Origin of the sequence: Pseudofulvibacter geojedonensis (genome assembly GCF_042675745.1) — a bacterium.
GTDB classification, from domain to species: domain Bacteria; phylum Bacteroidota; class Bacteroidia; order Flavobacteriales; family Flavobacteriaceae; genus Pseudofulvibacter; species Pseudofulvibacter geojedonensis.
In genome coordinates this window covers 195,522-221,229 of record NZ_JBHTJM010000008.1, presented here as the reverse complement: position 1 = coordinate 221,229, position 25,708 = coordinate 195,522, and the positions used below count along the sequence as shown (strand labels likewise).

Here is a 25,708-nt window from a genome sequence, read left to right as displayed (position 1 = left end):
AATTATAATTTTAAAGTTGTAATTCCAGCATCTAAAGGAAAAACCTGACCAGATATAGCTGAAGAATGATTTGATAATAGATATGTTGCAAGGGAAGCTACTTCAGAAGGTTGAAGGTATTTCTTCAAAGGATGTCTGTTTTTGATACTATCTTGTTGTTTTTCTGTTCTTAATAACCTAGTAGCCAGTTCTGTATTAGTTACGGTTGGTGCTATTACATTATATCTGACTTTAGTAGCATGTTCTGCAGCTAAAGATTTAGCTAACCCTTCAATAGCAGATTTACTTACAGCAATACTAGAATGAAAAGGCATACCTAATCTTGTTGCTACCGTGCTAAAAAGAACAACACTTCCTTCAGCATTCATTAAGCTTTTTTCATAATGCTTAAGTACCTTAATAGCACCTAATACGTTAATTCTAAAGTCATTTTCAAAATCTTCTAATGAAAGACGACTTAACGTTTTTAGGTTGATACTTCCCGGACAATAAACTAAGCCATCTAGGCTATCAATATCAGGTAAAGAATCTGTTAAAACATCTAAAGAGTAATGTGTTATACCATTAATTTCTTTTGGAAAAGATCTACTAATATTGATAATATTACAACTACTTTTTAATTCTTCAATTATTGCTGCACCTATACCCTTACTACCTCCTATAATTAAGATATTCTTCATTTTTGATACTTTTTAAATTATGCTAAAGGTCTTCCCTTCAATCTTTTTTCTAATTTTTGCTTAATTACAGTAATTCGCTTCATTACCTCCATTAAAGATTCATCTTTAGTTACTTTATGAAATTCATTAATCGATAAAATCAGTGATTTGGCTCTTTTTGACGCTACTATTTTTTCATTTCTAGATCTAAACGACTTATAATTCTTTTCAAACTCAATAGCTTCTTGTAACAATATTGCAATACTCATCGTAAATAATTTTGAAGTTCAACAATTTTTTCTGGACTATTAAACTGCCCTCCATAGTAACAGGTTAACGTTTCAGAAGAATCATCTTTTACACCTCTAGATGAAACACATAAATGTTTAGCATCAATAATAACTGCAACATCTTTAGTCCCTAAAACATCTATTAGATGTCTAGCTATTTGATTCGTAAAACGTTCTTGTACCTGAGGACGTTTTGCATAGTATTGAACAATTCTATTCAGTTTAGATAACCCTATTACTTTTCCCGAAGAAACATAAGCTATATGGGCCTTCCCTATGATAGGCACAAAATGATGCTCACAATTTGAATAAAACTGTATGTTTTTTTCAACCAACATTTGATTGTAGTTATACTTATTGTCAAACAATGCTATTTTAGGCTTGTTAGCTGGGTTTAATCCAGAAAAAATTTCATCTATATACATTTTAGCTACACGTTTCGGTGTTCCGCAAAGTGAGTCATCAGTTAAATCTAAACCCATTACATCCATTATCTCTGTAAATAGAGCTTCTATTTTCTTTTTCTTTTCCTCATCAGACAATTGAAACGCATTTGGCTTCATTGGAGTTTCTATCCCTGTGTATAAATGATCGTCACCAATTTCATCAGGTGTATAACCATTTAAACTATTAGGCTGTGTATGGATATTCAACATAGTTTCTTGGTGCTTCATAAAGTTTAATTTTAATCTCTAACTCTTCATCTATTTTACCTCTCAAAATATTATAGATTACTACAGTTATGTTCTCTAAAGTTGGATTTATAGACTCAAAATATTCTACGTCTAGATTTAAATTTTTGTGATCCATAACATCCAAAACATCTTCTTTGATAATTTTAGATAATAATTTGGTATCAATTACATAACCTGTATCTGTATCAATTTGACCTATAATGGTAACATATAATTCGTAATTATGTCCATGATAATTGGGGTTGTTACACTTTCCAAAAACTTCTTTATTTTTACTGGAATCCCATTTTGGGTTATGCAATCTATGAGCTGCATTAAAATGCTCTTTTCTTGTTATGGCTAATCTATTAAGCATGTTATCGTTTACTTATTTTATTATGGGTGATTTGTTTCTGCCTTGTGCATTTAAACCTACCTATATCAAAACCTCTTTTAGCTAGATGTTTGGTTTTTCTTCCTTGAACACGAGCCCTCCATAATCTAAAACTAGATGGCTTTAGTTCCTTTCTCATTAGTTTTATAACTTCATGCTCTTTTAATCCAAACTGAACTTTTATAGAATCAAAAGTTGTTCGATCTTCCCATGCCATCTCTATTATTCTATCAATTTCTAGGTCTGTCATAAAACTTATATTTATTTAAATACTTTAACCTCATGCTTAACATTTTTTCTATAAATGGCATATTAGATTTAAACAATTGATTTTTTCTTAGTTCTAAGAAAATATTATCCGAATGCAACCCAAAAGTTTTTGTGTTATAGATAACCAATTTTCTATATGGAATGACCCAAGCATACCTCTTTAATTGCTGAGTGAAATGCAATATGACACCCATCGGTCTAAGTTCTATATTTAAGTAGTTTAAATCTGATGGTGTTTTCAATACGCTGTAAAAACCTCTACTGGCAGACTCTATTATAAAACGTCCTGATCCAACACCTCCCATTTTGATCGCTTCAAAAAATGAAAAAGGTTTCCCTACTAACTCATTAATTAATAAAGTATCATCTTCCTCCGTTCTTGTTGTGTTAAATAAAATCATCTATTAACATGTTTTTTTAAAATCCTACTACTCTCTTTGGCAACTTCATCATCTTTTTTCATATTCCACATAATTTTTACAGCCTTTGTTCTAGATGTGTTAACATCTATTATAGGTTCTGGATAATCCTCACCTCTTTTAAAGTCATAAAAATTCTGTTCTAATACTGTCATTTTATAAGGCTCATGCTTAAAAGGTTTAGGTAAATGCTTAAGCTCTGGAACCCATTTGTCAATAAAGGTACCATCTGGATCGTGATCTAAACCATTTTTAATCGGATTGTAAATCCTTATGGTATTTACACCCACCTCCCCTGATTGCATTTGTAATTGAGGAAAATGAATTCCAGGTTCAAAGTCTAAAAATAGTCTAGATAAAAAAGCTGATGCTGCTTGCCAAGGTTGCCATAAATTGTGTACAAAAAAAGATACAACCATTGCCCTCATTCTAAAATTTAAATACCCTGTTGTTTTTAAACATCTAATACAGGCATCAATAATAGGTATGCCTGTTTTTCCTGCCTCCCAAGCAAGCTGGTAAACTTCTGATATATCTTTTTTCAATTTATGGAAACCTCTGTTAATACTAACCTCTTCCATGACGCATTCCATTTCAAATTTTTGAATAAAATGAGCTTGCCAGCGCAGACGGGATAGAAAACAATCTATAGAACGTTTGTTTTTAGATATGGGTCTAAATTCTTTAAACTCTTGATAAACCTGTCTAACCGAAAGATTTCCCCAAGCAAAATATGGAGATAAACGACTACAACTAATTCTGGCCTCATTAGGCTTAGATATATACTTAGCGTAATTTATATATCTGTTTTCTTTAAAACTTTTCAAGTAAAGTTTAGCAGTGTAAGTTCCTCCTTTTTGAAAAACTCCTATTGGCTTTATTAATAATTTCTCTACATCAATAATAGTTTCTATATCATCTATCACATCTAATTCAATAAGCCTATTGTTTAATTTGTAAGTGAATTGTTGAGAATTCATATAGACATTCCAATCTTCAACCCAATCCTTTCTATTTTTTCTCCCTCTAAAGACACCATTGTTAACGTTTTCTTTCCATACAATCAAGTTATTTCTACAGTAGCGCTTGAAATTTTTATCCCTTTTAAATGTTATTTTAAGTCCTGTTTCCTGGTGTGAAAAAACATACTTAATATTGAACTTAGATAGTAGCATATTGAATACAGGAATTACCTCTCCTTTGACAGATAGAACTTTTGAGTTGAATTGACTCAATCTGGAATTAATATCATGAATAGATTCTTTAATGAAATTCCAGTGCCTTTGTGAATAGTGTTTATCATTTAATAAGCTTGGTTCAAAAACATATAAAAACAGTACTTTTAACCCTGTACTAACAGCATTAAAAATAGCTTCATTGTCTTGTAAACGAAGGTCTCGTTTTAACCAAACTATTGTTATGTCTTGTTTTTGCATCTTATACTACAATATTTTACATTTTCCCAGTCTCTCACCCATTTCTATCTCCATATAAAAGGTTTCCCACACCGAAAACAATCTTTTTCTGGCAATATTTTTTCTTATTCCTATTCAATTCTATTTGTCTAAAGCAAGTGACTTAATCATTTTTTTAAATACAAAAGCATGAAATGGTAATACTAAATACCAATATAATCTTCCAAAAATACCTTTGGGTCTAAACACAGCTCTTTGGTAAAGTTTGTTTTTAATAAGTTTAAACTCCAACCATGCCTCTCCGGGCAGCTTCATTTCTGCAAATAATAACAAACGCTTATCTTTTTTATCTGCTAATAATACTCTCCAGAAATCTACAGCATCTCCTGCTTCTAATGAACTTTTATTAGTTCGACCTCTCCTTAACCCAACTCCTCCGAATAATTTATCTACATAACCTCTAATTTTCCACAACCAATTATATCCATACCACCCCGTCTGCCCTCCAATACTCCATATTTTATTTAAAGTACGTTGAGAATCTTCTACATTAAATGTTCTTATATCTTTAAAACACCCGTATTTTGGTATTTGAATATATTGTGATAATTGCCTTGTAATAACACCACTAGACAATGCATCTTTCCAACTAGATACTACTTCATTTTGAGCTATTGTTTGAAATGCATATTCTACAGACTCTTCATAAGAAATTGGTTTAACCCCTAGTATCTTATTAATATTAGACGGCTTAGCTATAACCTCTACTCTCATACTATCTAACAATGATTTAGCCAAATTAAATGATGTGGATGTTACAAAATATAACCAGTAAGATGACAACTTAGGTGTTAGTACAGGTAATGTAATTATTGTTCTCTTTAAACCGCGAACTTTTGCAAAAGTTAAGAGCATATCTTTATAAGTCATAACCTCGGGGCCACAAATATCATATGACTTATTAAAAAGAGAAGTATTATCAAGTGCTTTGATCAAATATTGCAAGACATCTCTAATTGATATTGGCTGAGTCTTTGTATTCAACCATTTAGGTGTAATCATTAACGGTAGTTTTTCTACAATATCTCTTATAATTTCAAAAGAAGCACTTCCACTACCCACTACTATTCCAGCTCTAAAGGTTGTTAATCCATAATCTAAAGATTTTAAAATCTCTTCTACTCTATATCTAGAAGACAAATGTTTAGATAATGATTTATCATTTACAATACCACTTAAATAAATAACTTGCCTACATGATGTCTGTGAAATTAATGTCTTAAAGTTTACTGCACAAGTCTTCTCTAAACTCATAAAATCTGATGAACTAGAAGACATTGAATGAATTAAATAATAAGCTATATCGATCTCTACTGGTAAGGCTTTATGAGAGGTGTCTAGGAAATCAATTTCAATAAATGTAATATTTGACTCTACCTTAAACTCCTCGGGAATACGTCTTAAATCTCTCACACAACAATATAACTTATGACCTCCCTCTAATAGAATTGGTATGAGCCTTTTTGCTATATAACCTGTAGTACCTGTTATTAAAACATTCATAATATATTGTTGTTTATTCCCTATTACTTTAGAATTGGTCGCTGATATCCTAATCGTGTATTAGAACCTGATATGGCATAACCATCTAAACCTATAATAGAAGCTATTTGTGATTTTGTTAAATCTAAAAAGCCGTCTTCAGCTAACATGTCATCATTTACAAAAACATCTGTTATTTCTCCTAGAACAAGAATTGTATCATTAGCTTTGATAAAATACTCTTCTAAGAATTTCATAGCAATTTTTACAGGAGCTTGTTTGACAAACGGAGAAAAAATATTGTTTCTAAACTCCTCTTCTAACTTGGTCTTTGAAAACTCAGACACGTTTAACGGATACTTAGCTGAAGTATGATGTGCATCTTCAACCATATTTTGAGCTATATGATTAATCGTATACACACCTGTATCTTTAATATTTTTATATGTATTTCTAGGTACTGTAGTAGGTCGTAAAACAAGACCTAAAATTGGTGGTGCTGATCCATAATGCACAACAGAACTAAATACAGCTACGTTTGAAATACCTTCAAAAGATCTCGTAGCAATAAGATTTGCTGATTTATAACCACTAAGGCTATTCACAAAATTTATTTTGTAAATATGATCTAACTTATCTATGTCTTGCCTGGTAAAATGCATTAATATGTTTTAAAATTATTAATCTTTATTTGTTTAGCTTTTAAATCATGCATGAGATTATACAGCCCAAAAAAAGTTCTGTTTATGTAAATAAAATGTTTAGAACCTCTATTACCATTCATTTTCTTTAATTCTGTACTTTTAGAATACTTTTGTCCTAAATCTGCTATTTTTCCAAAGAAACTCTCATCTGAAAAATCAAACACTTCTGAATGGAATGGCTGGGTAAACAATGATAGCATTTCATGAAATAATGCCTTAAAAAACACCTTCTCCTCAGGAGAATCTATCTCTCTCAAAATTTCAAGTTCATATAATTTAGACTCAAAAAAATCTGGATTTTGAATATTCTCTTTTTTAGCTAATTCAAAATAAGGGACATAAAACTCTTCTGGAACAACTTTCATACAACCAAAATCAATAACTATTAAATCTTTATCTTCAGAAACTAGGAAGTTTCCTGGATGCGGATCTGCATGAACTTTTTTAAGTACATGCATTTGATACATGTAAAAATCCCATAATGCTTGCCCTAGTTTTGTATTATCTTTTTCTGTATTATCTGTTAAAGATGTATATTCAGATAAATGTACACCATTCATCCAATCCATAGTCAATATTCTTTCTGAGGATAGGTTAGGATAATAATTTGGAAACTTCAAATTAGGTATAACACTGCATAACTTGGCTATTTCTTGACTTTGCTTTAATTCCAATTTATAGTTTGTTTCTTCAATTAACTTATCTTCTACTTCTTTAAAATACTCATCAGACCCTTCACCTTTTATGTTAAACATTTTAATTGCTATTGGTTTAACCATAGCTAAATCTGAAGATATACTTTCTGCAACTCCTGGATACTGAATTTTAACCGCTAATTCTTTGCCTTCTTTACTAGCCTTATGAACCTGTCCGATACTTGCAGCATTTACTGATTCTGCAGAAAATGTATCAAATAAATTCTCAGGACTTTTCTTAAAATAGTTTTTAAATGTTTTAATTACTAAAGGTGGTGATAATGGTGGTACTGAAAATTGCGATAATGAAAATTTTTCAACGTAAGCCCTTGGTAAAATATTTTTTTCCATGCTTAACATTTGTGCCACTTTTAAGGCAGAACCTTTTAACGTTTTTAAACCATCATATATGTCTTCTGCATTAGACTCATTCAAGCTCTCTTTTGCTTCGTCTTCAGATTTGACAATTCTCTCACCATAATACTTAGCATAATTAATTCCCACTTTAACACCCGTAGATATTAATTTAGAAGCTCGCTCTATCTTAGAAGTCGGTATTTTATTTATTGATTTCATATAACTACATTTATAGTTTCAATTATCACATGTAAAAAATTATGACATTGCTCCTTTCTCTTTCCATAAAAACTTAGCTAAATCAAAAACACTTTTAACTGGAGCAATATTCATTACATCAAATCCAGCTTTAACAGACTTCTCAATAAAGACATCTGTTTTTTCAAACTTTGTAGAAGTATCATCTATCCAAAACTTTAATATTGAAATCAACTGAAGCCAAGCTAAATTAGACATACTACTATCTTGTAGCTTATTAATTTTATCATTCTTAAAATCTACTTTTTCTATTCCGAGCTCTTTTACATAGAGCTTGAAAGCTTCCTTTAGAGATTGCATTTTTTTAATTATTTCAAGCTTGTTTTTACTTTCTTTAAGTTTCAATACAACAAACGATCTATTAGCAGTCAAAAGCTCAAAAAAAGTATAGTAAAAACTAAGTAATTTATGTTTTGGATCATAAGCTTCATACTGCTTAGAGTTCATTAATACCGATTGAGTTTGAGTAAAAAACAATTTAAAAATGTGCATTTCAAGAGCTTCAAAACTTGTAAAATACTCGTAAAATTTAGATTCTTCAAATTCATAATAATTACAAAATGCATAAACTGAGCTTAAATTATCTTTATTCAGTAAACAAGCATTCATATACAACTCTACTATCTTATTATCGTCAATTTCTATTTCTTTAGCCATAACTTATTTTAATTATTTAATACTATATAAAGATTCAAACTAGTTGCTATTGTCAACCAAATCAGGTATGGAATTATAAATACTGTATAGGTCTTTACAACTCTTAAATAATTAAACGTAAAATAACCTACCAATAACCACAATAAAACAATATCAGCTAATGCTAATACTTCTAAATGTTGATTGAAAAACAAATAATTCCAAATCACATTCATAAACCACTGTAAACCATATAGTTTAATGATTGCTTTGTTTATACTCTTGAAGCTTAATGATAATTTAGTCATGTATACCGAATAGAATATCATTATTAAAGTCCAAGCAGTACCAAAAACCCAACTTTCAGGAGTCCATGGTGCTTTATTTAAACTTAAATACCAATTACTTGTAGGACCAGAATTCATTAATACAACACCAACACCTAGTGCTAAAAAGTTTAATAATAGAAATAAGAGTAGTAAACGTAAAAACTTCATTTTTATAATGTTTAGTACAAATATAATTATTTTGTTTAACTTTTTTTAAAAAATATTAAACAAAATTAAATCATAGATAAAAATGCACAATTGGTTTTATAATATTCTTATCAAAGATTTGATTACGCTCATAACTAAACAACAAATGATTATCTTTGCTCTTTTCCTAAAAAAATGGCAAAAACAGAAGAATATATAGAAGTTCAAGGGGCAAGGGCTCACAACTTAAAAGATATAGATGTTAAAATACCTAGAGAGAAACTAGTAGTTATTACTGGGTTATCTGGTTCTGGAAAATCATCATTAGCTTTTGATACTATTTATGCAGAAGGTCAGCGTAGGTATATTGAAACTTTTTCTGCTTATGCAAGACAATTTTTGGGTGGTTTAGAAAGACCAGACGTTGATAAAATTGACGGCCTATCTCCTGTTATTGCTATAGAACAAAAAACGACCAACAAAAGCCCTCGATCTACAGTAGGGACAATTACAGAAATTTATGATTTCTTAAGACTTCTTTTTGCAAGAGCTTCTGATGCATATAGCTACGTTACTAACGAAAAAATGGTTAGCTATTCTGATGAACAAATTAGAAAGCTTATCTTATCTGATTATTTAGATAAGAAAATTGTAGTAGTTGCTCCTGTTATAAAATCTAGAAAAGGTCACTACAGAGAGTTGTTTGAAAATATTGCTAAACAAGGTTTTACTAAGGTTCGAGTAAACGGAGAAATTCGTGACTTAGTAAAAGGAATGAAGTTAGACAGATATAAAACTCACGATATAGAAATCGTTATAGATCGATTAAAAATTGCTGACGGTGTAGATAACGAAAAACGTTTAACTGAAACTATAACGACTGCCATGTATCATGGTAATAATGTGCTAATGGTAATAGAACACGATACCACAGATGCTCGTTATTTTTCAAGAGATTTGATGTGTCCTACATCTGGTATTTCATATCCAAATCCCGAGCCTAATTCTTTCTCATTTAATTCGCCTAAAGGAGCCTGTAATCATTGTAATGGTTTAGGTAGACTATATGAAGTTAACATAGATAAAATCATTCCAGATGATTCTATATCTATTAAAAATGGAGGTATTGCTCCGATAGGAGAACAAAAAAAAACATGGATGTTTAAGCAACTTGAAAATATTGCTGAACGATATAAATTCAAATTAACAGACCCTATTAAAAAAATACCTTCTGAAGCATTAGACGTTATTTTACATGGAGGTAAAGAAAAATTTTCTATTCAGTCTAAAACAGTTGGTGTAACCAAAAACTATAGTATCGATTTTGAAGGTATAAAACCTTTTATTCATAACCAGTATTATAATAGTGACTCTAACTCTATAAAAAGATGGGCCAAGGAGTATATGGACAACAATGTATGTTCGGTATGCAATGGTAGTCGATTAAAAAAAGAAGCTTTAAACTTTAAAATTAACAATAAAAATATTGCTGAATTAGCTCAAATGGATGTAGTCGATTTGGCTAAATGGATTCATTCTCTAGATAAAAAACTAAGCAAAAAACAATTTCAAATAGCAGAAGAAATACTAAAAGAAATTAAAGATCGTACTCAATTTTTGTTAGATGTTGGATTGAACTATTTAACATTAGATCGAAGCTCTAAAACTTTATCTGGTGGAGAAGCTCAACGTATTCGTTTAGCAACTCAAATAGGCTCTCAATTAGTTGGTGTATTATACATTTTAGATGAACCAAGTATTGGTCTGCATCAACGTGACAATGAAAAGTTAATCAATTCTCTTACACAATTAAGAGATATTGGTAATTCTGTTTTAGTAGTAGAACACGATAAAGACATGATAGAACAAGCAGATCATGTTATAGATATTGGTCCCTTTGCTGGAAGAAATGGAGGTACTATTATATCTGAGGGAACACCTAAATCCTTACTAAAAGAAAATACTTTAACTGCTGAATACCTAAACGGACAAAAAGAAATTATTGTCCCTAAAAAACGAAGAAAAGGGAATGGCAAAAAATTAAGTCTAAAAGGAGCTACTGGCAACAACTTAAAAAACGTATCTATAGACATACCCTTAGGAAAATTAATATGTGTTACTGGAGTATCAGGTAGTGGAAAATCTACTTTAATTAATGAAACTCTTTACCCTATTCTAAACGCTCATTTTTTCAATGCTGTAAAAAAACCAATGCCTTACAAAAGCATTAAAGGTTTAGAACATATAGATAAGGTAATAGATATTAACCAGAGTCCGATTGGTAGAACACCTCGCTCCAACCCAGCAACCTACACTGGTGTTTTTAGTGAAATAAGAAGCTTATTTACCAAAACTCCGGAAGCGGCTATAAGAGGTTACAAACCTGGACGCTTTAGCTTTAATGTAAAGGGAGGCAGATGTGAAACCTGTCAAGGAGGTGGGTTAAGAGTCATAGAAATGAATTTCTTACCAGATGTTTATGTAGATTGTGAAACCTGCCAAGGTAAACGTTTTAACAGAGAAACATTAGAGATTCGATATAAAGGAAAAACGATTTCTGATGTATTGAACATGACCATAAATGAAGCTGTTTCTTTTTTCGAACCTATCCCTAAAATATACAGGAAACTAAAAACCATTCAAGATGTAGGCCTAGGCTACATAACTCTTGGACAACAAAGTACTACCCTTTCTGGTGGAGAAGCACAACGAGTAAAGTTAGCTACCGAATTATCTAAAAGAGATACCGGAAATACTTTTTATATTTTAGACGAACCTACAACTGGGTTACACTTTGAAGATATTAGAGTCCTAATGGAAGTAATACAAAAGTTAGTAGATAAAGGAAACTCTGTATTAATAATTGAACATAATTTAGATGTTGTTAAACTAGCAGATTATATTATTGATATAGGTCCTGAAGGAGGAAAAGGTGGCGGAGAAGTACTAGCAAAAGGAACACCTGAAGAAATTATAAAAGTAACAGATAGCTATACCGCTAAATACCTAGCGAAAGAACTAAATTAATGAGCGAGCACCGTCATTTTATACTTCATAAACCTTCTGGTTGTTTATCTCAGTTTACTACCAACCAGAAAACAAGAAAGAATAAAAAACTATTAGGCTCTTTATACAATTTTCCTGAAGGCACTATGGCTATTGGTAGACTAGACGAAAAGTCTGAAGGCCTTTTATTGCTCACAACAAACGGAAAAGTAAGCGAGTATGTTAGGAGTAGAAAAGTTGAAAAAGAATACTATATACAAGTAGACGGAATTATTACCAATGAAGCTATAGAACAACTAAAGTTAGGAGTAGAAATTGGAATCAATGGTAAAAAATATAAAACCTTGCCTTGTAAAGCCAAACGATTAGATCCTATTCCTGTTTTCGAAGTTCCAGCAAAAGTAGTGAGAGAAGAAAGACACGGTCCAACCAGTTGGGCTTCTATTACTGTAACAGAAGGTAAATTTAGACAAGTTCGTAAAATGAGTGCTGCTGTTGGCTTCCCTACCCTTCGCTTAGTACGTGTTCGTATTGGTAAAATTTGGCTTGACCAATTAACTGCAGGCGACTGTATTGAAGTAGAAGAATTGAATGTTTAAATAATTAGTTATTATCTTTATTCACATTAAAAATTAGCTGATCTAAAATTTATCTCATAAGTAAAAAAATATGATTAGAAAACATACGGAAGAAGATTTAGAACAAATCATGAAAATATGGTATAACTCTTCTACTTTAGCTCATCCTTTTTTAAAAGATGAATTTGTTGAAAAGGTAAAAACAGCAATGAGAACTATTTACATTCCTAATTCTGAAACTTGGGTTTATGAAAATGATATTGGTATTTTAGGATTTATTAGTATGATCAATAATGAAATTGGAGGTTTGTTTGTATTACCACAAAATCTTTCAAAAGGTATTGGCACAAAACTAGTAAATCATGTTAGTTCTTTTAATAATGAGCTAGAAGTTGAAGTATTCAAAAAAAATAAAATTGGCAGAAACTTTTATTCTCAATATGGTTTTAATATCATTAAAGAATATACTCATGAAGCCAGCGGAGAAATTGTATTAAGGCTTAAAAAATAATTCTTACTATTTAATTATGAAAAAAACATTCTTACTTATCGTTGCATTAATTAGCTTTTCTTTTATGCAGTCACAAACCATACAAAACAGTAGTAGAAGTACAACTGGATATATTAAAAGCGATGGTACTATACAAGACAGTAGTCGTTCTACTGTTGGGTATATAAAAAGTAATGGAACCATACAAAATAACAGTCGTTCTACTATTGGTTATATAAAAGACAATGGTACCATACAAAATAGCAGTCGTTCAACAGTAGGATATGTTAAAAGTGATGGTACTGTTCAGAACAGTAGCCGTTCTACCATTGGTTATATTAAAGATGATGGAACGGTTCAAAACAGTAGCAGAAGTACTATAGGTTATGCTAAAGGCATCAAAAAAGAATGGGCTGCCGTAACGTATTTCTTTTTTGAGTTTTAAAAGCTTATTTGGCTTTTCCTTTTTTATATAAGCCATCGAAAACTATTTTCCAACCTTTTTGGTTGGATGAAGACTCCCAAAGTTGTCTTACAGTTCCGTCGTCATTCTTTGTCCAAGTAACTCTATTGTATACCGTATTTCCTTTTCGATCTTTCATAGCTTCGCTATTTAAAATCATTTGGTTTCCTTTTCTATTACCCTTTAAGTGTAGGCTTTGTCCTTGGTTATCTATCCAGATCTGTTCCCATTGTTTTGTTTGAACATTGTAAAAGTTATAACTCGTTCCTGTATATCCACTTTTAGCACTGGTCCAGTTTTCTCGTAAAATACATTTATCTTGAATTTTATCAATTTCATTAGTTCCTGCTAATTTACCATCTGGAGTAAATGTTTCCCATGAACCCTCCCAAAAATCAAATTCTTGATGCTTCTCTGTACAACAATTGCACCCATCTGTTTGAGCATTTAAACACAGACTAAAAAGAGTTAGGCAAAAAACAAATAGCTTTTTCATTTTACTTAAGAGTTAGATTTATATCTTTTTAAAGATAAAATTCTAGACTTAAATTTACTTACTCATTAACATATTTTAACTAATTTTCTATTTTTAACAAATTTCAATTAGCTGATTTTTAGAATATTACGTATATTTAAGCAACCAAAATTAAATATACAATGCCAACTACACTAGAATTAAAAACATACACGCAACAATTAGAAGAAAAGTATAAACGATTAGTAGAGAAAGCTTATAATTTTAAGTATACTGATAGTTCTTTAAGTGATTTTGCAGCTTTTAAAGCTAAAAGACTTAAAGAAAAAATTAATCGAATTAAGTTCGGTAACTAAATTTATTTGTTTACAGCTATTCTTTTATGTAAAGCTTTGAAATAATCAAAGGCTTTTAGTAGTCTGCTGCCATACCACGAAAACATTTCGCCATCTACGAATACCGTTTTTGCATGGTGGGTAAATCTGCCTATCTCAAAAGCGTGCTCTTCTTTAAATGGGTAAGGTTCGCTAGATAAAAAAACTAAATCTGGATCTCCTTCTAATCTAATTTTCTTTATCTCTACTTCTGGATATCTAGGTTTATCTTTATAAATATTTTCAAACTTATTAAGCTCTAATAAGTGATTGATTATATTGTTGCCTCCTGCTACCATCCATGGATTTCTCCAAATAAAATAAGCTACTTTCTGAGGTTTGATATCTTTTATAAATTCTTGAAAATCATCCTGTAAAAACTGTAGCTTTTGCTGCATTTGTCTAGATTGAGTTCTACATGAAAACAACTCTCCATACTGACCAATTAATTCATGTGCATCTTCTAAAGTAAAAATATCTGAAACATGAACAGGAGCTATTTTTTCTAACTCCTCTACCATTTCTTTAGTATTTTCTTCCTTATTACAAAGAATGATATCGGGCTGTAACTCTTTTACTTTAGTATAGTTCACCTTTTTAGTACCTCCTACTATTTTCTTGGTCTTTTTTAAATGATAAGGATGTACACAAAAGCGAGTAACTCCTACTATACTTTCTTCTAAACCTAAGTCGAATAACAATTCGGTTTGAGAAGGTACTAACGAAACGATTCTTTTAGGAGTATCTTGTAGATTTATTTCTCTATTTAACTGATCTATAATTATCTTCATAAAATACTACATCATTAACTTAATACCTCAGACATTTGCTGTTGTAACTCTAGAGCTTTTTCTGCTGCAGCTTTTGCAAAATTTTCATCATTCCCAGCATAAATAATTCCTCTAGAAGAGTTAATTAATAGACCTATATTATCGTTCATACCATATTTACACACATCTTGTAAATTTCCTCCCTGAGCTCCAACTCCTGGAACCAATAAGAAACTATTAGGTACAATTTTTCTAATCTCCGTAAAATACTCCGCTTTAGTAGCTCCAACAACATACATTAAGTTTTCAGAGTTTTGCCACGATTTAGATGTTTCTAAAACTTGCTTGTACAATTCTTTTCCATCTACGTCTAAGGTTTGAAAATCAAAAGCTCCTTGATTAGATGTTAAAGCCAACATAATGGTATGCTTATTCTTAAAAGCTAAGAACGGCTCAACAGAGTCTTTACCCATATAAGGAGCAACAGTTACCGAATCGAACGCTAAATCTTCAAAAAATGCTTTAGCATACATAGTAGAAGTATTACCAATATCACCACGTTTAGCATCGGCTATAGTAAATATCTCTGGATACTTCTCATTTATATAATTAATAGTCCTTTCTAAAGCTTTCCATCCTTTTAAACCATAAGCTTCATAAAAAGCAGTATTAGGTTTATAAGACACACATAAATCGTGTGTTGCATCTATAATAGCTTTATTAAATTCAAAAATAGGATCTTCAGTATCTAATAAATGTTTTGGGATTTTATTTAAATCGACATCTAAACCAATACATAAAAATGATTTTTTAGCCTTTATCTGTTCTACTAGTTGTTGTGTTGTCATTCTTATTTATATAAAATTTAAGCTATAAATACGTACCTAGAGTTATATGAATTTTATTATTTTCAATTCTTACGTAAACTGTTAATAATTCATATAATTCATACCTCATAAAGTTTCCATAATAATTACTAGGGCTCTCTTTAGTAATGCTTAGACAATTAGTGTTTAAACAATCTTTTACCAAAGCTTCTTCATACTCATTAGGAAATAATTTAGCTATTTTGATAATATTCTGATTAATTAATTCATTTGAAAACTCATTCTTATTGTTCAATATGATTGTAGTCTCTAAAAACAATTCATCACATCCTTCCCTATAAATGCTTATTACTTTGTCTTCTGATAACTCTTTAATAGCTGTTTTACTATTATTATCCCAAACATACCCCTTTAACTCTTCTATGCCTTTCAAAAAATCATCTGTTTGAGTTGATTGATCAAAAATACACATATCAGTAACCTCTTTATTTGCTTGATGAGCATCTAAATCATTAGTTTCTCTTTTTATTTCATCAACAGAAACTGGCTGTACAATTTGATTACCAACCCTATTACAGCTTGTAAAGACAGAAATAAAAAATAATATGAATATGATTATTTTCATTTATATAAAAATTCCCGCCAATAGCGGGAATTATAATGTATTAAATAGAGTCTGAATTTGCTTTTAACTTCTCAGTATTGGTTACAATCATTAACTCATCTATAATTTTCTGAATATCTCCATTTACAATATTAGGTAAATCATATAGGGTTAATCCTATTCTATGGTCGGTTACACGACCTTGAGGATAGTTGTAAGTTCTAATTTTAGCAGAACGGTCTCCAGAAGAAACTAAACTCTTACGAGTAGCGGAATCTGCTGCTTGCTTCTTAGCCAACTCTAACTCGTATAAACGAGAACGTAATACCTTTAAAGCTTTCTCTAAGTTTTTATGAGATGATTTCTGATCCTGACAGCTAACAATCATACCTGTAGGTTCGTGGTGTAATTTAATTGCCGAATAGGTAGTGTTTACAGACTGACCTCCTGGTCCTGTAGAAGTAGTACGTTCAATACGTACTTCTTGCATATTCAATTCTACATCAAACTCTTCTGCTTCTGGTAAAACAATTACAGTTGCTGCAGATGTATGTACTCTACCTTGAGTTTCTGTTTGCGGTACACGTTGCACACGGTGTACACCAGACTCATATTTCATGGTTCCGTAAACATCCTCTCCAGAAATTTCAAAAATAATTTCTTTAAATCCTCCAGAAGTTCCTTCATTTAAATTTACAACCTCTACTTTCCATCCTTTATCACTAGCATACTTAGTATACATACGATATAGATCTCCTGCAAATATACTTGCTTCATCTCCCCCTGTACCAGCACGTACCTCTACCACAACATTTTTAGCGTCCTCAGGATCTTTAGGAATCATCAAGACATTAATCTCATCTTCTAAAGCTGGTAATTGTGCTTTTGCTTCGTCTAACTGCATTTTAGCCATCTCTACCATTTCAGCATCAGATCCATCAGCTATAATTTCATTAGACTCTTCTATATTGTTTACGAGTTCGATGTACTGATCTCTCTTTTCCATCATCAATCGTAAATCTTTATACTCTCTATTTAATTCAATATAACGCTTTTGATCTGAAATAATATCTGGTTGGATAATTAAATCTGATACTTCATCAAAACGCTGTTTTACTATCTGTAATCTTTCTAACATAATTCATTCTCTATTATGAGGGTAGCAAATTTAATAAAATAGATGTTCAATTTTATTATAAATAGAAAAGAAAATATTCGCCGATCTTTGTTAAGTATGTATAAGAACAATAATTGTTTTTCTAGTACTAAGTAATCTAGCTTCAATTCTTTAAGACTATGTAATAATTATAAGTTAGTACCTTTGTGTAAAAGTTTCCTTTATGAAAAATACAATTACTTTAGCTTTTACTCTCTTCTTTAGTCATTTTTTAATGAGTCAGATTGTAATTAATGAATTAGATTGTGATACACCTGGTGTAGACGACAAAGAATTTTTAGAATTAAAATCTGATACTCCAAATTTTTCTTTAGATGGTTATGTTGTCGTGTTTTTTAACGGATCTACTTCTGGAGCAGACTCAAGCTACTTTACTATAGATTTAGACGGCTATACTACCGATGATAATGGACTATTATTAATAGGCAGTGATAATGTTAACCCATTTCCACAATTGGTCATTGCTAGTAATGTAATACAAAATGGGGCCGATGCTGTTGCGGTATACTTAGGTAGTAGTACTGATTTTCCGGAAGGAACTTTAGCTACTCAAACCAACTTAATAGATGCTCTAGCTTATGATACTGCTGACGCTGACGATACTGTTTTAATGGGACTCTTAGGTCTTACAGAACAAATAAACGAAGGATCTAGTAACAACACCAATTCTATTCAGCGATTTGTTGACATGAGTAGCAATGTAACCTATTCATCTGTTAGTCCAACTCCTCGAGCTTTAAATGACGGGAGTGGCATTACTTATAATCCAATTACAATATCGACCACCCAAACACAGTTTAATGAAGGAGATTCTTTTGATATTACTTTTACAACGGAACAAAATGTAACTGGAGATTATAATTTTAATTTTACATTAGATAATGGTGGGTTTAGCACTGCTGATTTTACTGGAAATACTTCTGTAACTATTTTAAATGGTCAAAATTCTGTAACTACAAGCATTACTTTAATTGATGATATTTTAGATGAAGGTGATGAAGAGCCAATTATCAAATTTGAAAACCTAACTACTCCGTACATTCCCTACAACAATTTTATTAAGTTGAGAGTAGTAGATAACGACTTTGTGGTTGCTCCTTGGGGTACTCCTACCAATCCAACATATGGAATTGTTGCAAGTACACAACCATCTGGTTATTACGACTCTTTAGAAGGTTTAGCAGATAATGCCCTACGACAAGCTTTACAAGATATTATTGCAAACCCAGCTACGGTTAGAGCGCAAACCTATAATGATGTAATTGATATTTTAAAAGAGGCCGATGTAAATCCTGAAAACAGCAATCAAGTTTGGTTAGTATATACAGAACAAGGAAGAGCTAAGTTAGATTTCCAAACCTCCTCTAACAATGTAGGAACTTGGAATAGAGAGCATACCTATCCGCGTTCGAGAGGTGGATTTAATAATATTGATTTAGATGATATTATTGATGGACCAGATGTTTATTGGGCAACAAAAGCAGATTCTTTACGTCATGGTAACTCCGATGCTCATGCTTTAAGAGCTGCAGATGGACCCGAAAATAGTACCCGAGGTAACCAACATTATGGGCAATATAATGGACCTGTTGGAAATTTAGGCAGTTTTAAAGGAGATGTAGCCAGAAGCGTATTATTTATGGAAATACGTTATAACGGATTGGCAGTAGTTAATGGTTTTCCTAGTACAACTGGTGAGCTAGGAGATTTAACTACTTTATTAGATTGGCATAGAAATGACCCACCAGACGATTTTGAGATGAATCGAAATAATATTGTTTATAATTGGCAAAAAAACAGAAACCCATTTATAGACCAACCCGATTTAGTAGAATACATTTGGGGAAATAATATTGGAGATAGCTGGACAAACCCATTAAATATTGAAGATGTAGACAGTGTTCGTTTTTCAATATATCCTAATCCTGCTAAAGACAAATTGTATATTTCAGGAACAAGCTCTAATTATACCATTAGCTTTTATTCGCTTGATGGTAGAAAGTTATTTACAGAAAAAATACTAAATAACAACTTCTTAAAACTCCATTTAGCAAGTGGATTGTATATGTTGAAAATTGAAACAGAAGGAAAGTCAATCGTAAAAAAAGTATTTATTAAATAATAAAAAAGGCTTTCTAAAAAATCAGAAAGCCTTTTTTATATATAATTTTTAAGATTGTATTAATATTCAAAAGTACCATACTCACTTGTAATAGTAAGCTTCTTATTTTCTGAAGCTTCTACTCTACCTATTACCTGAGCATCAACATTGTAAGATTTAGATATAGCTATTAAATCTTCTGCTACCTCTGGCTTAACATATAACTCTAATCTATGGCCACAATTAAATACCTGGTACATTTCTTTCCAATCGGTTCCAGACTGTTCTTGTATTAATTTAAACAATGGTGGAATAGAAAACATATTATCTTTTACAATATGTAAATTATCTACAAAATGTAAAATCTTAGTTTGTGCTCCACCGGAACAGTGAATCATTCCGTGAATCTCTTCAGAAGAATATTTAGATAATATTTCTTTTACTATTGGAGCATAAGTACGAGTTGGTGATAATACTAACTTTCCAGCGTCTATTGGTGAATTTTCAACCTCATCTGTTAATTTAGTATTCCCTGAATACACTAAATCTGAAGGAACAGCTGCATCAAAACTCTCAGGGTATTTATCAGCTAAATACTTATTAAAGACATCATGACGAGCAGATGTTAATCCATTAGATCCCATCCCGCCGTTATACTCTTTCTCATAAGTAGCTTGACCAAATGATTCTAATCCAACAATTACATCTCCTGCTTTAATATTAGCATTGTCTATTACGTCAGAACGTTTCATACGAGCTGTAACAGTAGAATCTACTATAATTGTTCTTACCAAATCTCCTACATCTGCAGTTTCACCTCCTGTAGAATGAATTGTAACACCGAACTCTTTTAATTCAGAAATTAACTCTTCAGTTCCGTTTATAATAGCCGATAAAACTTCTCCGGTAATTAAACTTTTGTTTCTTCCTATAGTTGAAGATAACATAATATTATCTGTAGCTCCAACGCATAATAAATCATCTATATTCATGATTAATGCGTCTTGAGCAATACCTTTCCAAACTGAAACATCACCTGTTTCTTTCCAGTACATATAGGCTAATGAAGATTTTGTTCCTGCTCCATCTGCATGCATAATTAAACAGTAATCTTCATCTCCTGTTAAATGATCTGGAACTATTTTACAAAATGCTTTCGGAAACAATCCTTTGTCTACATTTTTAATAGCATTGTGTACATCTTCTTTAGAAGCTGAAACACCTCTTTGACTATATCTTTTAGAAATTTCTGAACTCATCTATCTAGAATAATTAGGTGCTTCTTTAGTAATTGTTACATCGTGTGGGTGACTCTCATTAATACCAGAAGCTGTAATACGAACAAACTTTCCGTTATTTTTTAAGGTCTCAATATCTTTAGAACCACAATATCCCATACCTGCACGTAATCCTCCTACAAATTGGTGAATACTTTCTTGTAATTCTCCTTTATAAGCAACACGACCTACAATTCCTTCTGGCACTAACTTTTTAATATCTGCTTCAACATCTTGGAAATAACGATCTTTAGAACCTTTTTTCATTGCTTCCACAGATCCCATTCCTCTATAAGACTTGAATTTTCTACCTTGTAAAATAATGGTTTCTCCTGGAGACTCTTTAGTTCCAGCTAATAAAGAACCTAGCATAACACTATCTGCTCCAGCTGCAATTGCTTTAGGAATATCTCCTGTATAACGAATTCCACCATCTGCAATTACAGGTACACCTGATCCTTTAATGGCAGCTGCTACCTCTAAAACTGCAGAAAACTGAGGGAATCCTACTCCAGCAACAACTCTAGTTGTACAAATAGAACCTGGACCTATACCTACTTTAACAGCGTCTGCTCCTGCTTCTACTAAGTACTTTGCAGCTTCAGCAGTAGCAATATTTCCAACCACAACATCTAATTCAGGAAATTTAGCCTTTACTTCTTTTAAAACAGTAACCACACCTTTAGTATGACCATGAGCAGTATCTATAATAACTGCATCTACGCCAGCATTTACCAAAGCTTCAGCTCGCTCTACAGCATCTGCAGTAACACCTAAAGCAGCAGCAACACGCAAACGACCAAACTTGTCTTTATTGGCGTTAGGCTTTAAAGTTAATTTAGTAATATCTCTAAAAGTAATTAATCCTACTAATTTATTATCAGCATTAACTACTGGCAATTTTTCTATTTTATTTTTCTGAAGAATTTCTTCTGCATCTTTTAATGAAGTTCCTTCTGAGGTTGTAACCAAGTTTTCAGAAGTCATTACCTCAGCAATAGGTCTTTCGTTGTTTTTCTCAAAGCGTAAATCTCTATTAGTAACAATACCAATTAACTTACCATCTTGATCTACAACAGGAATCCCTCCTATTCTATGCTCCTTCATGTTTTGTTTTGCATCTGCTACTAAAGCCTCTTTTGGTAAAGTTATAGGATCTATTATCATTCCCGATTCAGAACGCTTCACTTTTCTAACTTCGTTAGCTTGAGCAGCAATCGTCATGTTTTTATGCAACACACCAATACCTCCTTCTCTTGCAATAGCAATTGCCATAGCAGATTCAGTTACTGTATCCATAGCTGCAGAAACTATAGGTACATTAATGGTAATGTTTCTCGTAAATTTTGTTTGAATACTAACTTCTCTAGGAAGAATTTCGGAGTAAGCTGGAATTAAAAGTACGTCATCGTAAGTTAATCCTTCTCCAACAAGTTTTGAGTTGTGTGCTGTCATGTTGCAATTAGTAATTAATTGCGTGCAAATATACGGCTTTTTTAATGAATTACACTATGTTAATTTAGTTATTAACTACAGATTATGAATACTCTTATAGTTTAGGACAACGCTTGCAGTTTGTTTTTCCTTTCTTTTTAAATTTTTCACAGCATTTTTTCTTTTTCCCTACTGCTTTACAAGAACCACAATCATTAATTTGTGTTGCACATGGAGAATTTAAAATTAAAACTGCTACTATCATCATCACTATTTTTATTTACATCAATTCTAAATAGATGGTAAATATAATAAAAAAAGCGTATCACACAAGTAATACGCTTAATTATAGTGAGTTAAAATCTACTCTATTGCTTATTCTCTTCAGCTATATCTGCTGCAAAGCCCATAATATCTCTATCAAACATATAATGTCCAGATTTATCTTCTCCTAAAAGACTTAACTTATCTAACATAGTTCTAGCCATTGCCTCTTCTTCTAGTTGTTCAGAAACATACCATTGCATAAAATTGTGCGTATTGTAATCTTTATGTTCTAGACATTCAAAAATGATCTCATTAATTTTTTCTGTAACAAAAACTTCACTTTTTAAAAACTCTTCGAACAACTCAATTACTCCTTTAAAATCTGACTTTGGAGCCTCTAAAGCAGGTACTTTTGCTGTTCCTCCTCTTTCATTAACAAACTTCACCAATTTAGTCATATGCAAACGCTCTTCTTCAGAGTGCATATAAAAGAAATCTGCAATTCCATTATAACCACTTGAATCTGCCCAAGACGCCATTGCTAAATAGTGCATTGAAGCACTTGCTTCATATTTTATTTGATTGTTTAAAAGGTTCTCTATTTCTGGTTTCATCATTTTTAATTTTAATATAAAAATATATAATTAAGATGTAAAATGATCATTTTAAATTATTAGAAGCATTCTATATTAGGTGCTTCTATAAAAAAGACACATTTTTAAGATATTTTAGACTATTTACTTAAGGATTAATTTCTTAACCAAGCTACCTTCATTGCTAGTAACTTTAACCATGTATATACCATAAGATAAGCTAGTTAAACTCAAATCAACAAATCTTAAGTTAGATTTTGTGACAAATACCTTTTTTCCGTTTAAAGAATAAATAGCTATTTCTTTATCCTTAGTATTACTTGTTTGTATAACTACTTGCTTATCTAAACTAGGATTCGGAAATAATGAAATCTTTTCAACTTCTGTAGTAAATTCTTCAGTTGATAAAACGGCCGATTCATTCCATTTAAAACCATCTATTCTTACAGATGTATGTGGAACAACAGTAGTTATTTTAATTGCAAAATATTCATTTGAACTACTTGGTACTGTTCCAGAATTTCTTAATACAAAACTATCTGTTATGGATGTAACTGCTCCTACTGGCGTAAATGTATTAGCATCTGTATTATTAGTTATAGTTCCTACCTGATAAGTTGCTGTATTATTATTTGCTTTTATTTGAAATTCTGAAACATAACTTCCGTTTATTGTAGATAACTTAGGCGCAATTATGTACATGTCACCAGTTCCAGAATTATAACTCATAATACAGTTAGAATCAGAAATACCTCCAGTTCTAACACCAGCTGCAACAGTTCCTATTGAATTCCAACAAGTTGGCATTGGGTTACCTGCACCTGCTGCATAACTAGAGAAATCATCATCAACTGTAGCTACAGTAGTATTACAAATACTTTGCCATTTAAAATCATCAAATTTAATTGATGTGTGATTAGCTGGTGCAGAAATTCGAACTGTAAAATACTCATCTGTAGTATTAGCAACGACTCCAGATTCATATTTAACATGTGCTCCTGTTAAACTAATTTCTGAACTTCCTGATAATTCAGTAAAAGTATTATAATCACTCGGATTGCTAATTGTTCCCATTCTCAATGTAGCTCCAGCCCCATAAGCATAAAATTCAGCATAGTGAGTTCCGTCTATACTATTTAATTTGGGGCTAATAAAATAAATGTAATTATTAGACCCAAAAAAAGTATAACTAGACAAACAATTAGAACCAGTATTAGCTCCAGTATCTCTAACACCTGTATAACCATCTAGAGAACCATCGCCTCCAGAATTGGTTGTTAAAGCTGTCCAACAAGAACCTGCTCCAGATAAAGCTCCTCCAGTAGTATAAGATTCAAAGCTGTCATCTACTGTAGTAACAGCTGTATCGCATTGTGCAAAGCTAAAGTTTAGGCAGTACAATACTACCAATACTAATAAAATGTATTGTTTTTTCATGATATAAAAAGTTAAATTTGGTTTACATAATTTTTAAAATAATCGAGCGCATAAGCTTTAGCTACCTATAACGCTCGATTACAACAACAGACAACTCAATTTAGCCCCTAAAATTTTGATGTTCTGTATAAATGGCTATTTCTATTTATTTAATCGTAATTTTTAACATTGATTTTTTATTTAAGAAAACTGGGCAACAAGGGTTAGTTTAATCTTGAATACCCCAGTTTTCTACTTAACAGACAAAAAGTTTTTCCGAAAATTATATTTTTATGCTGTTTTGTAATTAACTTAAAAAGTAGTTATTCCTTCATTTGGTTGGTACACATAATCAAATGTGTAATACCTAGCATTAGCATAATTTGACTGATCTAAATCTTTATAATAACTTACAATTTTCACCTTGGCATATTTTCCGTCTCTGGTTTTAAATACTAATATTTTACCAGAAATAGGGTTAATTAAATGAGTAGTACCATCATACAGATACCATCCGTTACCTGAACCTGTAGTAATAGCTAGATTACCAGGTGCATCAGAAACAAAACTCCCATTTGCTTCAGTAATCGATTCCATACTTCCGTCTGCTATGTACACTCCAGCATTCCCGTTTCTGGTTGGTTCATCATTAGTTCCTGAAGCTTCACCTCCATTAACTATAATTGTAGTACCTCTAAAAGCAATATCCCAATCGGTTTCGCTCGTTGTTATTTGCCCTGATGCAAAGTCGAATTTAGTAAACTCGCCTCCGATTGGACCTTGGCCTTGCCCACCGGTTTGTGGCGCATGTAAATTAGATATAGTAGCTGCTACCAATGGTGCTAAGTTTAAAGGGTCTGTATCATCTTGATCGTCATTATTCCCCACATAACCTTCGGGCTGTATACAACTCATTAGTACAACATCTGGATTTCCTAATGTATCATTATCTGCATCTATAAACCATGCAGTTTCAACACAAGGAGGTAAATCATCATCACTACAAGAGAATAGTGAAATCGTTAAAAAAAGTAATACAAAATACTTCATCGTTTTCATAGCTTCAT

Annotated in this window: 29 protein-coding genes and 1 pseudogene; 6 read left to right on the top strand and 24 right to left on the bottom strand. The window is 31.5% G+C overall.

Going from position 1 to position 25,708, the window contains the following annotated elements:
* Positions 1-2: 2 nt before the first annotated feature.
* From ACFQ1O_RS08240 to ACFQ1O_RS08180, 13 genes and pseudogenes are all read right to left on the bottom strand, one after another.
* Positions 3-680 (bottom strand): SDR family NAD(P)-dependent oxidoreductase, encoded by a 678-nt coding sequence (locus tag ACFQ1O_RS08240; protein WP_377715256.1) that lies wholly within the window; start codon positions 678-680, stop codon positions 3-5.
* Between the two features lie 17 nt (positions 681-697).
* The gene (locus ACFQ1O_RS08235) at positions 698-928 is read right to left on the bottom strand and encodes a hypothetical protein (RefSeq protein WP_377715254.1); all 231 of its coding nucleotides are present in this window, start codon (positions 926-928) and stop codon (positions 698-700) included.
* Positions 925-1,623, bottom strand: coding sequence for a GTP cyclohydrolase I FolE (gene folE, locus ACFQ1O_RS08230; protein ID WP_377715252.1), 699 nt, complete (start codon positions 1,621-1,623; stop codon positions 925-927). The genes ACFQ1O_RS08235 and folE overlap by 4 nt, the downstream gene beginning before the upstream one ends.
* Entirely contained in the window at positions 1,580-1,999 is a 420-nt protein-coding gene (locus tag ACFQ1O_RS08225; RefSeq protein WP_377715250.1) for a 6-pyruvoyl trahydropterin synthase family protein, read from the bottom strand. Before ACFQ1O_RS08225 ends, folE begins: the two co-directional genes overlap by 44 nt.
* 1 nt (position 2,000) lies before the next feature.
* Positions 2,001-2,267, bottom strand: a complete 267-nt coding sequence (locus ACFQ1O_RS08220; protein ID WP_377715248.1) for a TIGR03643 family protein — start codon at positions 2,265-2,267, stop codon at positions 2,001-2,003.
* Positions 2,248-2,688 carry a hypothetical protein gene (locus ACFQ1O_RS08215; protein WP_377715246.1) on the bottom strand — a complete coding sequence of 147 codons (441 nt, stop codon included), beginning with the start codon at positions 2,686-2,688 and terminating at the stop codon, positions 2,248-2,250. The genes ACFQ1O_RS08220 and ACFQ1O_RS08215 overlap by 20 nt, the downstream gene beginning before the upstream one ends.
* On the bottom strand, positions 2,685-4,142 hold the full coding sequence (locus ACFQ1O_RS08210) for a cryptochrome/deoxyribodipyrimidine photo-lyase family protein (RefSeq protein ID WP_377715244.1): 1,458 nt from the start codon (positions 4,140-4,142) through the stop codon (positions 2,685-2,687). The genes ACFQ1O_RS08215 and ACFQ1O_RS08210 overlap by 4 nt, the downstream gene beginning before the upstream one ends.
* Positions 4,124-4,237, bottom strand: a pseudogene (locus ACFQ1O_RS08205) (DUF2256 domain-containing protein). Before ACFQ1O_RS08205 ends, ACFQ1O_RS08210 begins: the two are co-directional and overlap by 19 nt.
* Before the next feature lie 25 nt (positions 4,238-4,262).
* The gene (locus ACFQ1O_RS08200; protein ID WP_377715242.1) at positions 4,263-5,684 is read right to left on the bottom strand and encodes an SDR family oxidoreductase; all 1,422 of its coding nucleotides are present in this window, start codon (positions 5,682-5,684) and stop codon (positions 4,263-4,265) included.
* A 23-nt stretch (positions 5,685-5,707) separates the two neighbouring features.
* A complete protein-coding gene (locus tag ACFQ1O_RS08195) occupies positions 5,708-6,325 on the bottom strand; it encodes a flavin reductase family protein (RefSeq protein WP_377715240.1) in 618 nt (205 codons plus the stop codon).
* A complete protein-coding gene (locus tag ACFQ1O_RS08190; RefSeq protein ID WP_377715238.1) occupies positions 6,325-7,638 on the bottom strand; it encodes an ABC1 kinase family protein in 1,314 nt (437 codons plus the stop codon). The genes ACFQ1O_RS08195 and ACFQ1O_RS08190 overlap by 1 nt, the downstream gene beginning before the upstream one ends.
* Before the next feature lie 39 nt (positions 7,639-7,677).
* On the bottom strand, positions 7,678-8,334 hold the full coding sequence (locus tag ACFQ1O_RS08185) for a TetR family transcriptional regulator C-terminal domain-containing protein (RefSeq protein WP_377715236.1): 657 nt from the start codon (positions 8,332-8,334) through the stop codon (positions 7,678-7,680).
* A gap of 8 nt (positions 8,335-8,342) precedes the next feature.
* Positions 8,343-8,810, bottom strand: a complete 468-nt coding sequence (locus ACFQ1O_RS08180) for a TspO/MBR family protein (RefSeq protein WP_377715234.1) — start codon at positions 8,808-8,810, stop codon at positions 8,343-8,345.
* 174 nt (positions 8,811-8,984) lie between these two features.
* Here ACFQ1O_RS08180 and uvrA point away from each other — a divergent pair, with 174 nt between their 5' ends.
* The 4 genes from uvrA (at position 8,985) to ACFQ1O_RS08160 (ending at position 13,308) form a co-directional block, all read left to right on the top strand.
* Positions 8,985-11,816 (top strand): excinuclease ABC subunit UvrA, encoded by a 2,832-nt coding sequence (uvrA, locus tag ACFQ1O_RS08175; protein ID WP_377715232.1) that lies wholly within the window; start codon positions 8,985-8,987, stop codon positions 11,814-11,816.
* Positions 11,816-12,394, top strand: coding sequence for a pseudouridine synthase (locus ACFQ1O_RS08170; RefSeq protein WP_377715230.1), 579 nt, complete (start codon positions 11,816-11,818; stop codon positions 12,392-12,394). Before uvrA ends, ACFQ1O_RS08170 begins: the two co-directional genes overlap by 1 nt.
* A gap of 70 nt (positions 12,395-12,464) precedes the next feature.
* Positions 12,465-12,884: a GNAT family N-acetyltransferase gene (locus ACFQ1O_RS08165; protein WP_377715228.1), complete on the top strand. Its 420-nt coding sequence runs from the start codon at positions 12,465-12,467 to the stop codon at positions 12,882-12,884.
* 16 nt (positions 12,885-12,900) lie between these two features.
* On the top strand, positions 12,901-13,308 hold the full coding sequence (locus ACFQ1O_RS08160; RefSeq protein ID WP_377715226.1) for a 5-fold beta-flower protein: 408 nt from the start codon (positions 12,901-12,903) through the stop codon (positions 13,306-13,308).
* 4 nt (positions 13,309-13,312) lie between these two features.
* On the opposite strand, the gene ACFQ1O_RS08155 is transcribed toward ACFQ1O_RS08160, so the two are convergent.
* A complete protein-coding gene (locus ACFQ1O_RS08155) occupies positions 13,313-13,822 on the bottom strand; it encodes a hypothetical protein (RefSeq protein ID WP_377715223.1) in 510 nt (169 codons plus the stop codon).
* Between the two features lie 161 nt (positions 13,823-13,983).
* On the opposite strand from ACFQ1O_RS08155, the gene ACFQ1O_RS08150 reads away from it, so the two are divergent.
* Entirely contained in the window at positions 13,984-14,157 is a 174-nt protein-coding gene (locus tag ACFQ1O_RS08150) for a Lacal_2735 family protein (protein ID WP_377715220.1), read from the top strand.
* Between the two features lie 2 nt (positions 14,158-14,159).
* On the opposite strand, the gene ACFQ1O_RS08145 is transcribed toward ACFQ1O_RS08150, so the two are convergent.
* The 4 genes from ACFQ1O_RS08145 to prfA are packed head-to-tail and all read right to left on the bottom strand — an operon-like array spanning position 14,160 to position 17,514.
* Positions 14,160-14,966 (bottom strand): ABC transporter substrate-binding protein, encoded by an 807-nt coding sequence (locus tag ACFQ1O_RS08145; RefSeq protein ID WP_377715218.1) that lies wholly within the window; start codon positions 14,964-14,966, stop codon positions 14,160-14,162.
* Positions 14,967-14,980: 14 nt separating this feature from the next.
* Entirely contained in the window at positions 14,981-15,793 is an 813-nt protein-coding gene (gene pyrF / locus ACFQ1O_RS08140) for an orotidine-5'-phosphate decarboxylase (RefSeq protein WP_377715216.1), read from the bottom strand.
* Positions 15,794-15,815: 22 nt separating this feature from the next.
* Positions 15,816-16,397 (bottom strand): hypothetical protein, encoded by a 582-nt coding sequence (locus tag ACFQ1O_RS08135; RefSeq protein WP_377715214.1) that lies wholly within the window; start codon positions 16,395-16,397, stop codon positions 15,816-15,818.
* Positions 16,398-16,437: 40 nt separating this feature from the next.
* Positions 16,438-17,514 (bottom strand): peptide chain release factor 1, encoded by a 1,077-nt coding sequence (gene prfA, locus ACFQ1O_RS08130; protein WP_377715212.1) that lies wholly within the window; start codon positions 17,512-17,514, stop codon positions 16,438-16,440.
* Positions 17,515-17,716: 202 nt separating this feature from the next.
* On the opposite strand from prfA, the gene ACFQ1O_RS08125 reads away from it, so the two are divergent.
* Positions 17,717-19,675, top strand: a complete 1,959-nt coding sequence (locus tag ACFQ1O_RS08125) for an endonuclease (RefSeq protein ID WP_377715210.1) — start codon at positions 17,717-17,719, stop codon at positions 19,673-19,675.
* 59 nt (positions 19,676-19,734) lie between these two features.
* Here ACFQ1O_RS08125 and ACFQ1O_RS08120 read toward each other — a convergent pair whose 3' ends face one another.
* The 6 genes from ACFQ1O_RS08120 to ACFQ1O_RS08095 form a co-directional block, all read right to left on the bottom strand.
* Positions 19,735-20,913 (bottom strand): AIR synthase related protein, encoded by a 1,179-nt coding sequence (locus tag ACFQ1O_RS08120; protein WP_377715208.1) that lies wholly within the window; start codon positions 20,911-20,913, stop codon positions 19,735-19,737.
* Positions 20,914-22,386 (bottom strand): IMP dehydrogenase, encoded by a 1,473-nt coding sequence (gene guaB, locus ACFQ1O_RS08115; protein ID WP_377715206.1) that lies wholly within the window; start codon positions 22,384-22,386, stop codon positions 20,914-20,916. It lies immediately after the preceding gene.
* A 94-nt stretch (positions 22,387-22,480) separates the two neighbouring features.
* Positions 22,481-22,633, bottom strand: a complete 153-nt coding sequence (locus tag ACFQ1O_RS08110; RefSeq protein ID WP_377715204.1) for a hypothetical protein — start codon at positions 22,631-22,633, stop codon at positions 22,481-22,483.
* 100 nt (positions 22,634-22,733) lie between these two features.
* Positions 22,734-23,249, bottom strand: a complete 516-nt coding sequence (locus ACFQ1O_RS08105) for a ferritin (RefSeq protein ID WP_377715202.1) — start codon at positions 23,247-23,249, stop codon at positions 22,734-22,736.
* 120 nt (positions 23,250-23,369) lie between these two features.
* Positions 23,370-24,662 (bottom strand): T9SS type A sorting domain-containing protein, encoded by a 1,293-nt coding sequence (locus ACFQ1O_RS08100; RefSeq protein ID WP_377715200.1) that lies wholly within the window; start codon positions 24,660-24,662, stop codon positions 23,370-23,372.
* A gap of 291 nt (positions 24,663-24,953) precedes the next feature.
* Positions 24,954-25,700, bottom strand: coding sequence for an HmuY family protein (locus ACFQ1O_RS08095; RefSeq protein ID WP_377715198.1), 747 nt, complete (start codon positions 25,698-25,700; stop codon positions 24,954-24,956).
* Positions 25,701-25,708: the final 8 nt, after the last annotated feature.

Coding starts and splice junctions, on each gene's coding strand:
- ACFQ1O_RS08240 (WP_377715256.1), bottom strand. CDS start 680: ATGAAGAATATCTTAATTATAGGAGGTAGTAAGGGTATAGGTGCAGCA.
- ACFQ1O_RS08235 (WP_377715254.1), bottom strand. CDS start 928: ATGAGTATTGCAATATTGTTACAAGAAGCTATTGAGTTTGAAAAGAAT.
- folE (WP_377715252.1), bottom strand. CDS start 1,623: ATGAAGCACCAAGAAACTATGTTGAATATCCATACACAGCCTAATAGT.
- ACFQ1O_RS08225 (WP_377715250.1), bottom strand. CDS start 1,999: ATGCTTAATAGATTAGCCATAACAAGAAAAGAGCATTTTAATGCAGCT.
- ACFQ1O_RS08220 (WP_377715248.1), bottom strand. CDS start 2,267: ATGACAGACCTAGAAATTGATAGAATAATAGAGATGGCATGGGAAGAT.
- ACFQ1O_RS08215 (WP_377715246.1), bottom strand. CDS start 2,688: ATGATTTTATTTAACACAACAAGAACGGAGGAAGATGATACTTTATTA.
- ACFQ1O_RS08210 (WP_377715244.1), bottom strand. CDS start 4,142: ATGCAAAAACAAGACATAACAATAGTTTGGTTAAAACGAGACCTTCGT.
- ACFQ1O_RS08200 (WP_377715242.1), bottom strand. CDS start 5,684: ATGAATGTTTTAATAACAGGTACTACAGGTTATATAGCAAAAAGGCTC.
- ACFQ1O_RS08195 (WP_377715240.1), bottom strand. CDS start 6,325: ATGCATTTTACCAGGCAAGACATAGATAAGTTAGATCATATTTACAAA.
- ACFQ1O_RS08190 (WP_377715238.1), bottom strand. CDS start 7,638: ATGAAATCAATAAATAAAATACCGACTTCTAAGATAGAGCGAGCTTCT.
- ACFQ1O_RS08185 (WP_377715236.1), bottom strand. CDS start 8,334: ATGGCTAAAGAAATAGAAATTGACGATAATAAGATAGTAGAGTTGTAT.
- ACFQ1O_RS08180 (WP_377715234.1), bottom strand. CDS start 8,810: ATGAAGTTTTTACGTTTACTACTCTTATTTCTATTATTAAACTTTTTA.
- uvrA (WP_377715232.1), top strand. CDS start 8,985: ATGGCAAAAACAGAAGAATATATAGAAGTTCAAGGGGCAAGGGCTCAC.
- ACFQ1O_RS08170 (WP_377715230.1), top strand. CDS start 11,816: ATGAGCGAGCACCGTCATTTTATACTTCATAAACCTTCTGGTTGTTTA.
- ACFQ1O_RS08165 (WP_377715228.1), top strand. CDS start 12,465: ATGATTAGAAAACATACGGAAGAAGATTTAGAACAAATCATGAAAATA.
- ACFQ1O_RS08160 (WP_377715226.1), top strand. CDS start 12,901: ATGAAAAAAACATTCTTACTTATCGTTGCATTAATTAGCTTTTCTTTT.
- ACFQ1O_RS08155 (WP_377715223.1), bottom strand. CDS start 13,822: ATGAAAAAGCTATTTGTTTTTTGCCTAACTCTTTTTAGTCTGTGTTTA.
- ACFQ1O_RS08150 (WP_377715220.1), top strand. CDS start 13,984: ATGCCAACTACACTAGAATTAAAAACATACACGCAACAATTAGAAGAA.
- ACFQ1O_RS08145 (WP_377715218.1), bottom strand. CDS start 14,966: ATGAAGATAATTATAGATCAGTTAAATAGAGAAATAAATCTACAAGAT.
- pyrF (WP_377715216.1), bottom strand. CDS start 15,793: ATGACAACACAACAACTAGTAGAACAGATAAAGGCTAAAAAATCATTT.
- ACFQ1O_RS08135 (WP_377715214.1), bottom strand. CDS start 16,397: ATGAAAATAATCATATTCATATTATTTTTTATTTCTGTCTTTACAAGC.
- prfA (WP_377715212.1), bottom strand. CDS start 17,514: ATGTTAGAAAGATTACAGATAGTAAAACAGCGTTTTGATGAAGTATCA.
- ACFQ1O_RS08125 (WP_377715210.1), top strand. CDS start 17,717: ATGAAAAATACAATTACTTTAGCTTTTACTCTCTTCTTTAGTCATTTT.
- ACFQ1O_RS08120 (WP_377715208.1), bottom strand. CDS start 20,913: ATGAGTTCAGAAATTTCTAAAAGATATAGTCAAAGAGGTGTTTCAGCT.
- guaB (WP_377715206.1), bottom strand. CDS start 22,386: ATGACAGCACACAACTCAAAACTTGTTGGAGAAGGATTAACTTACGAT.
- ACFQ1O_RS08110 (WP_377715204.1), bottom strand. CDS start 22,633: ATGATGATAGTAGCAGTTTTAATTTTAAATTCTCCATGTGCAACACAA.
- ACFQ1O_RS08105 (WP_377715202.1), bottom strand. CDS start 23,249: ATGATGAAACCAGAAATAGAGAACCTTTTAAACAATCAAATAAAATAT.
- ACFQ1O_RS08100 (WP_377715200.1), bottom strand. CDS start 24,662: ATGAAAAAACAATACATTTTATTAGTATTGGTAGTATTGTACTGCCTA.
- ACFQ1O_RS08095 (WP_377715198.1), bottom strand. CDS start 25,700: ATGAAAACGATGAAGTATTTTGTATTACTTTTTTTAACGATTTCACTA.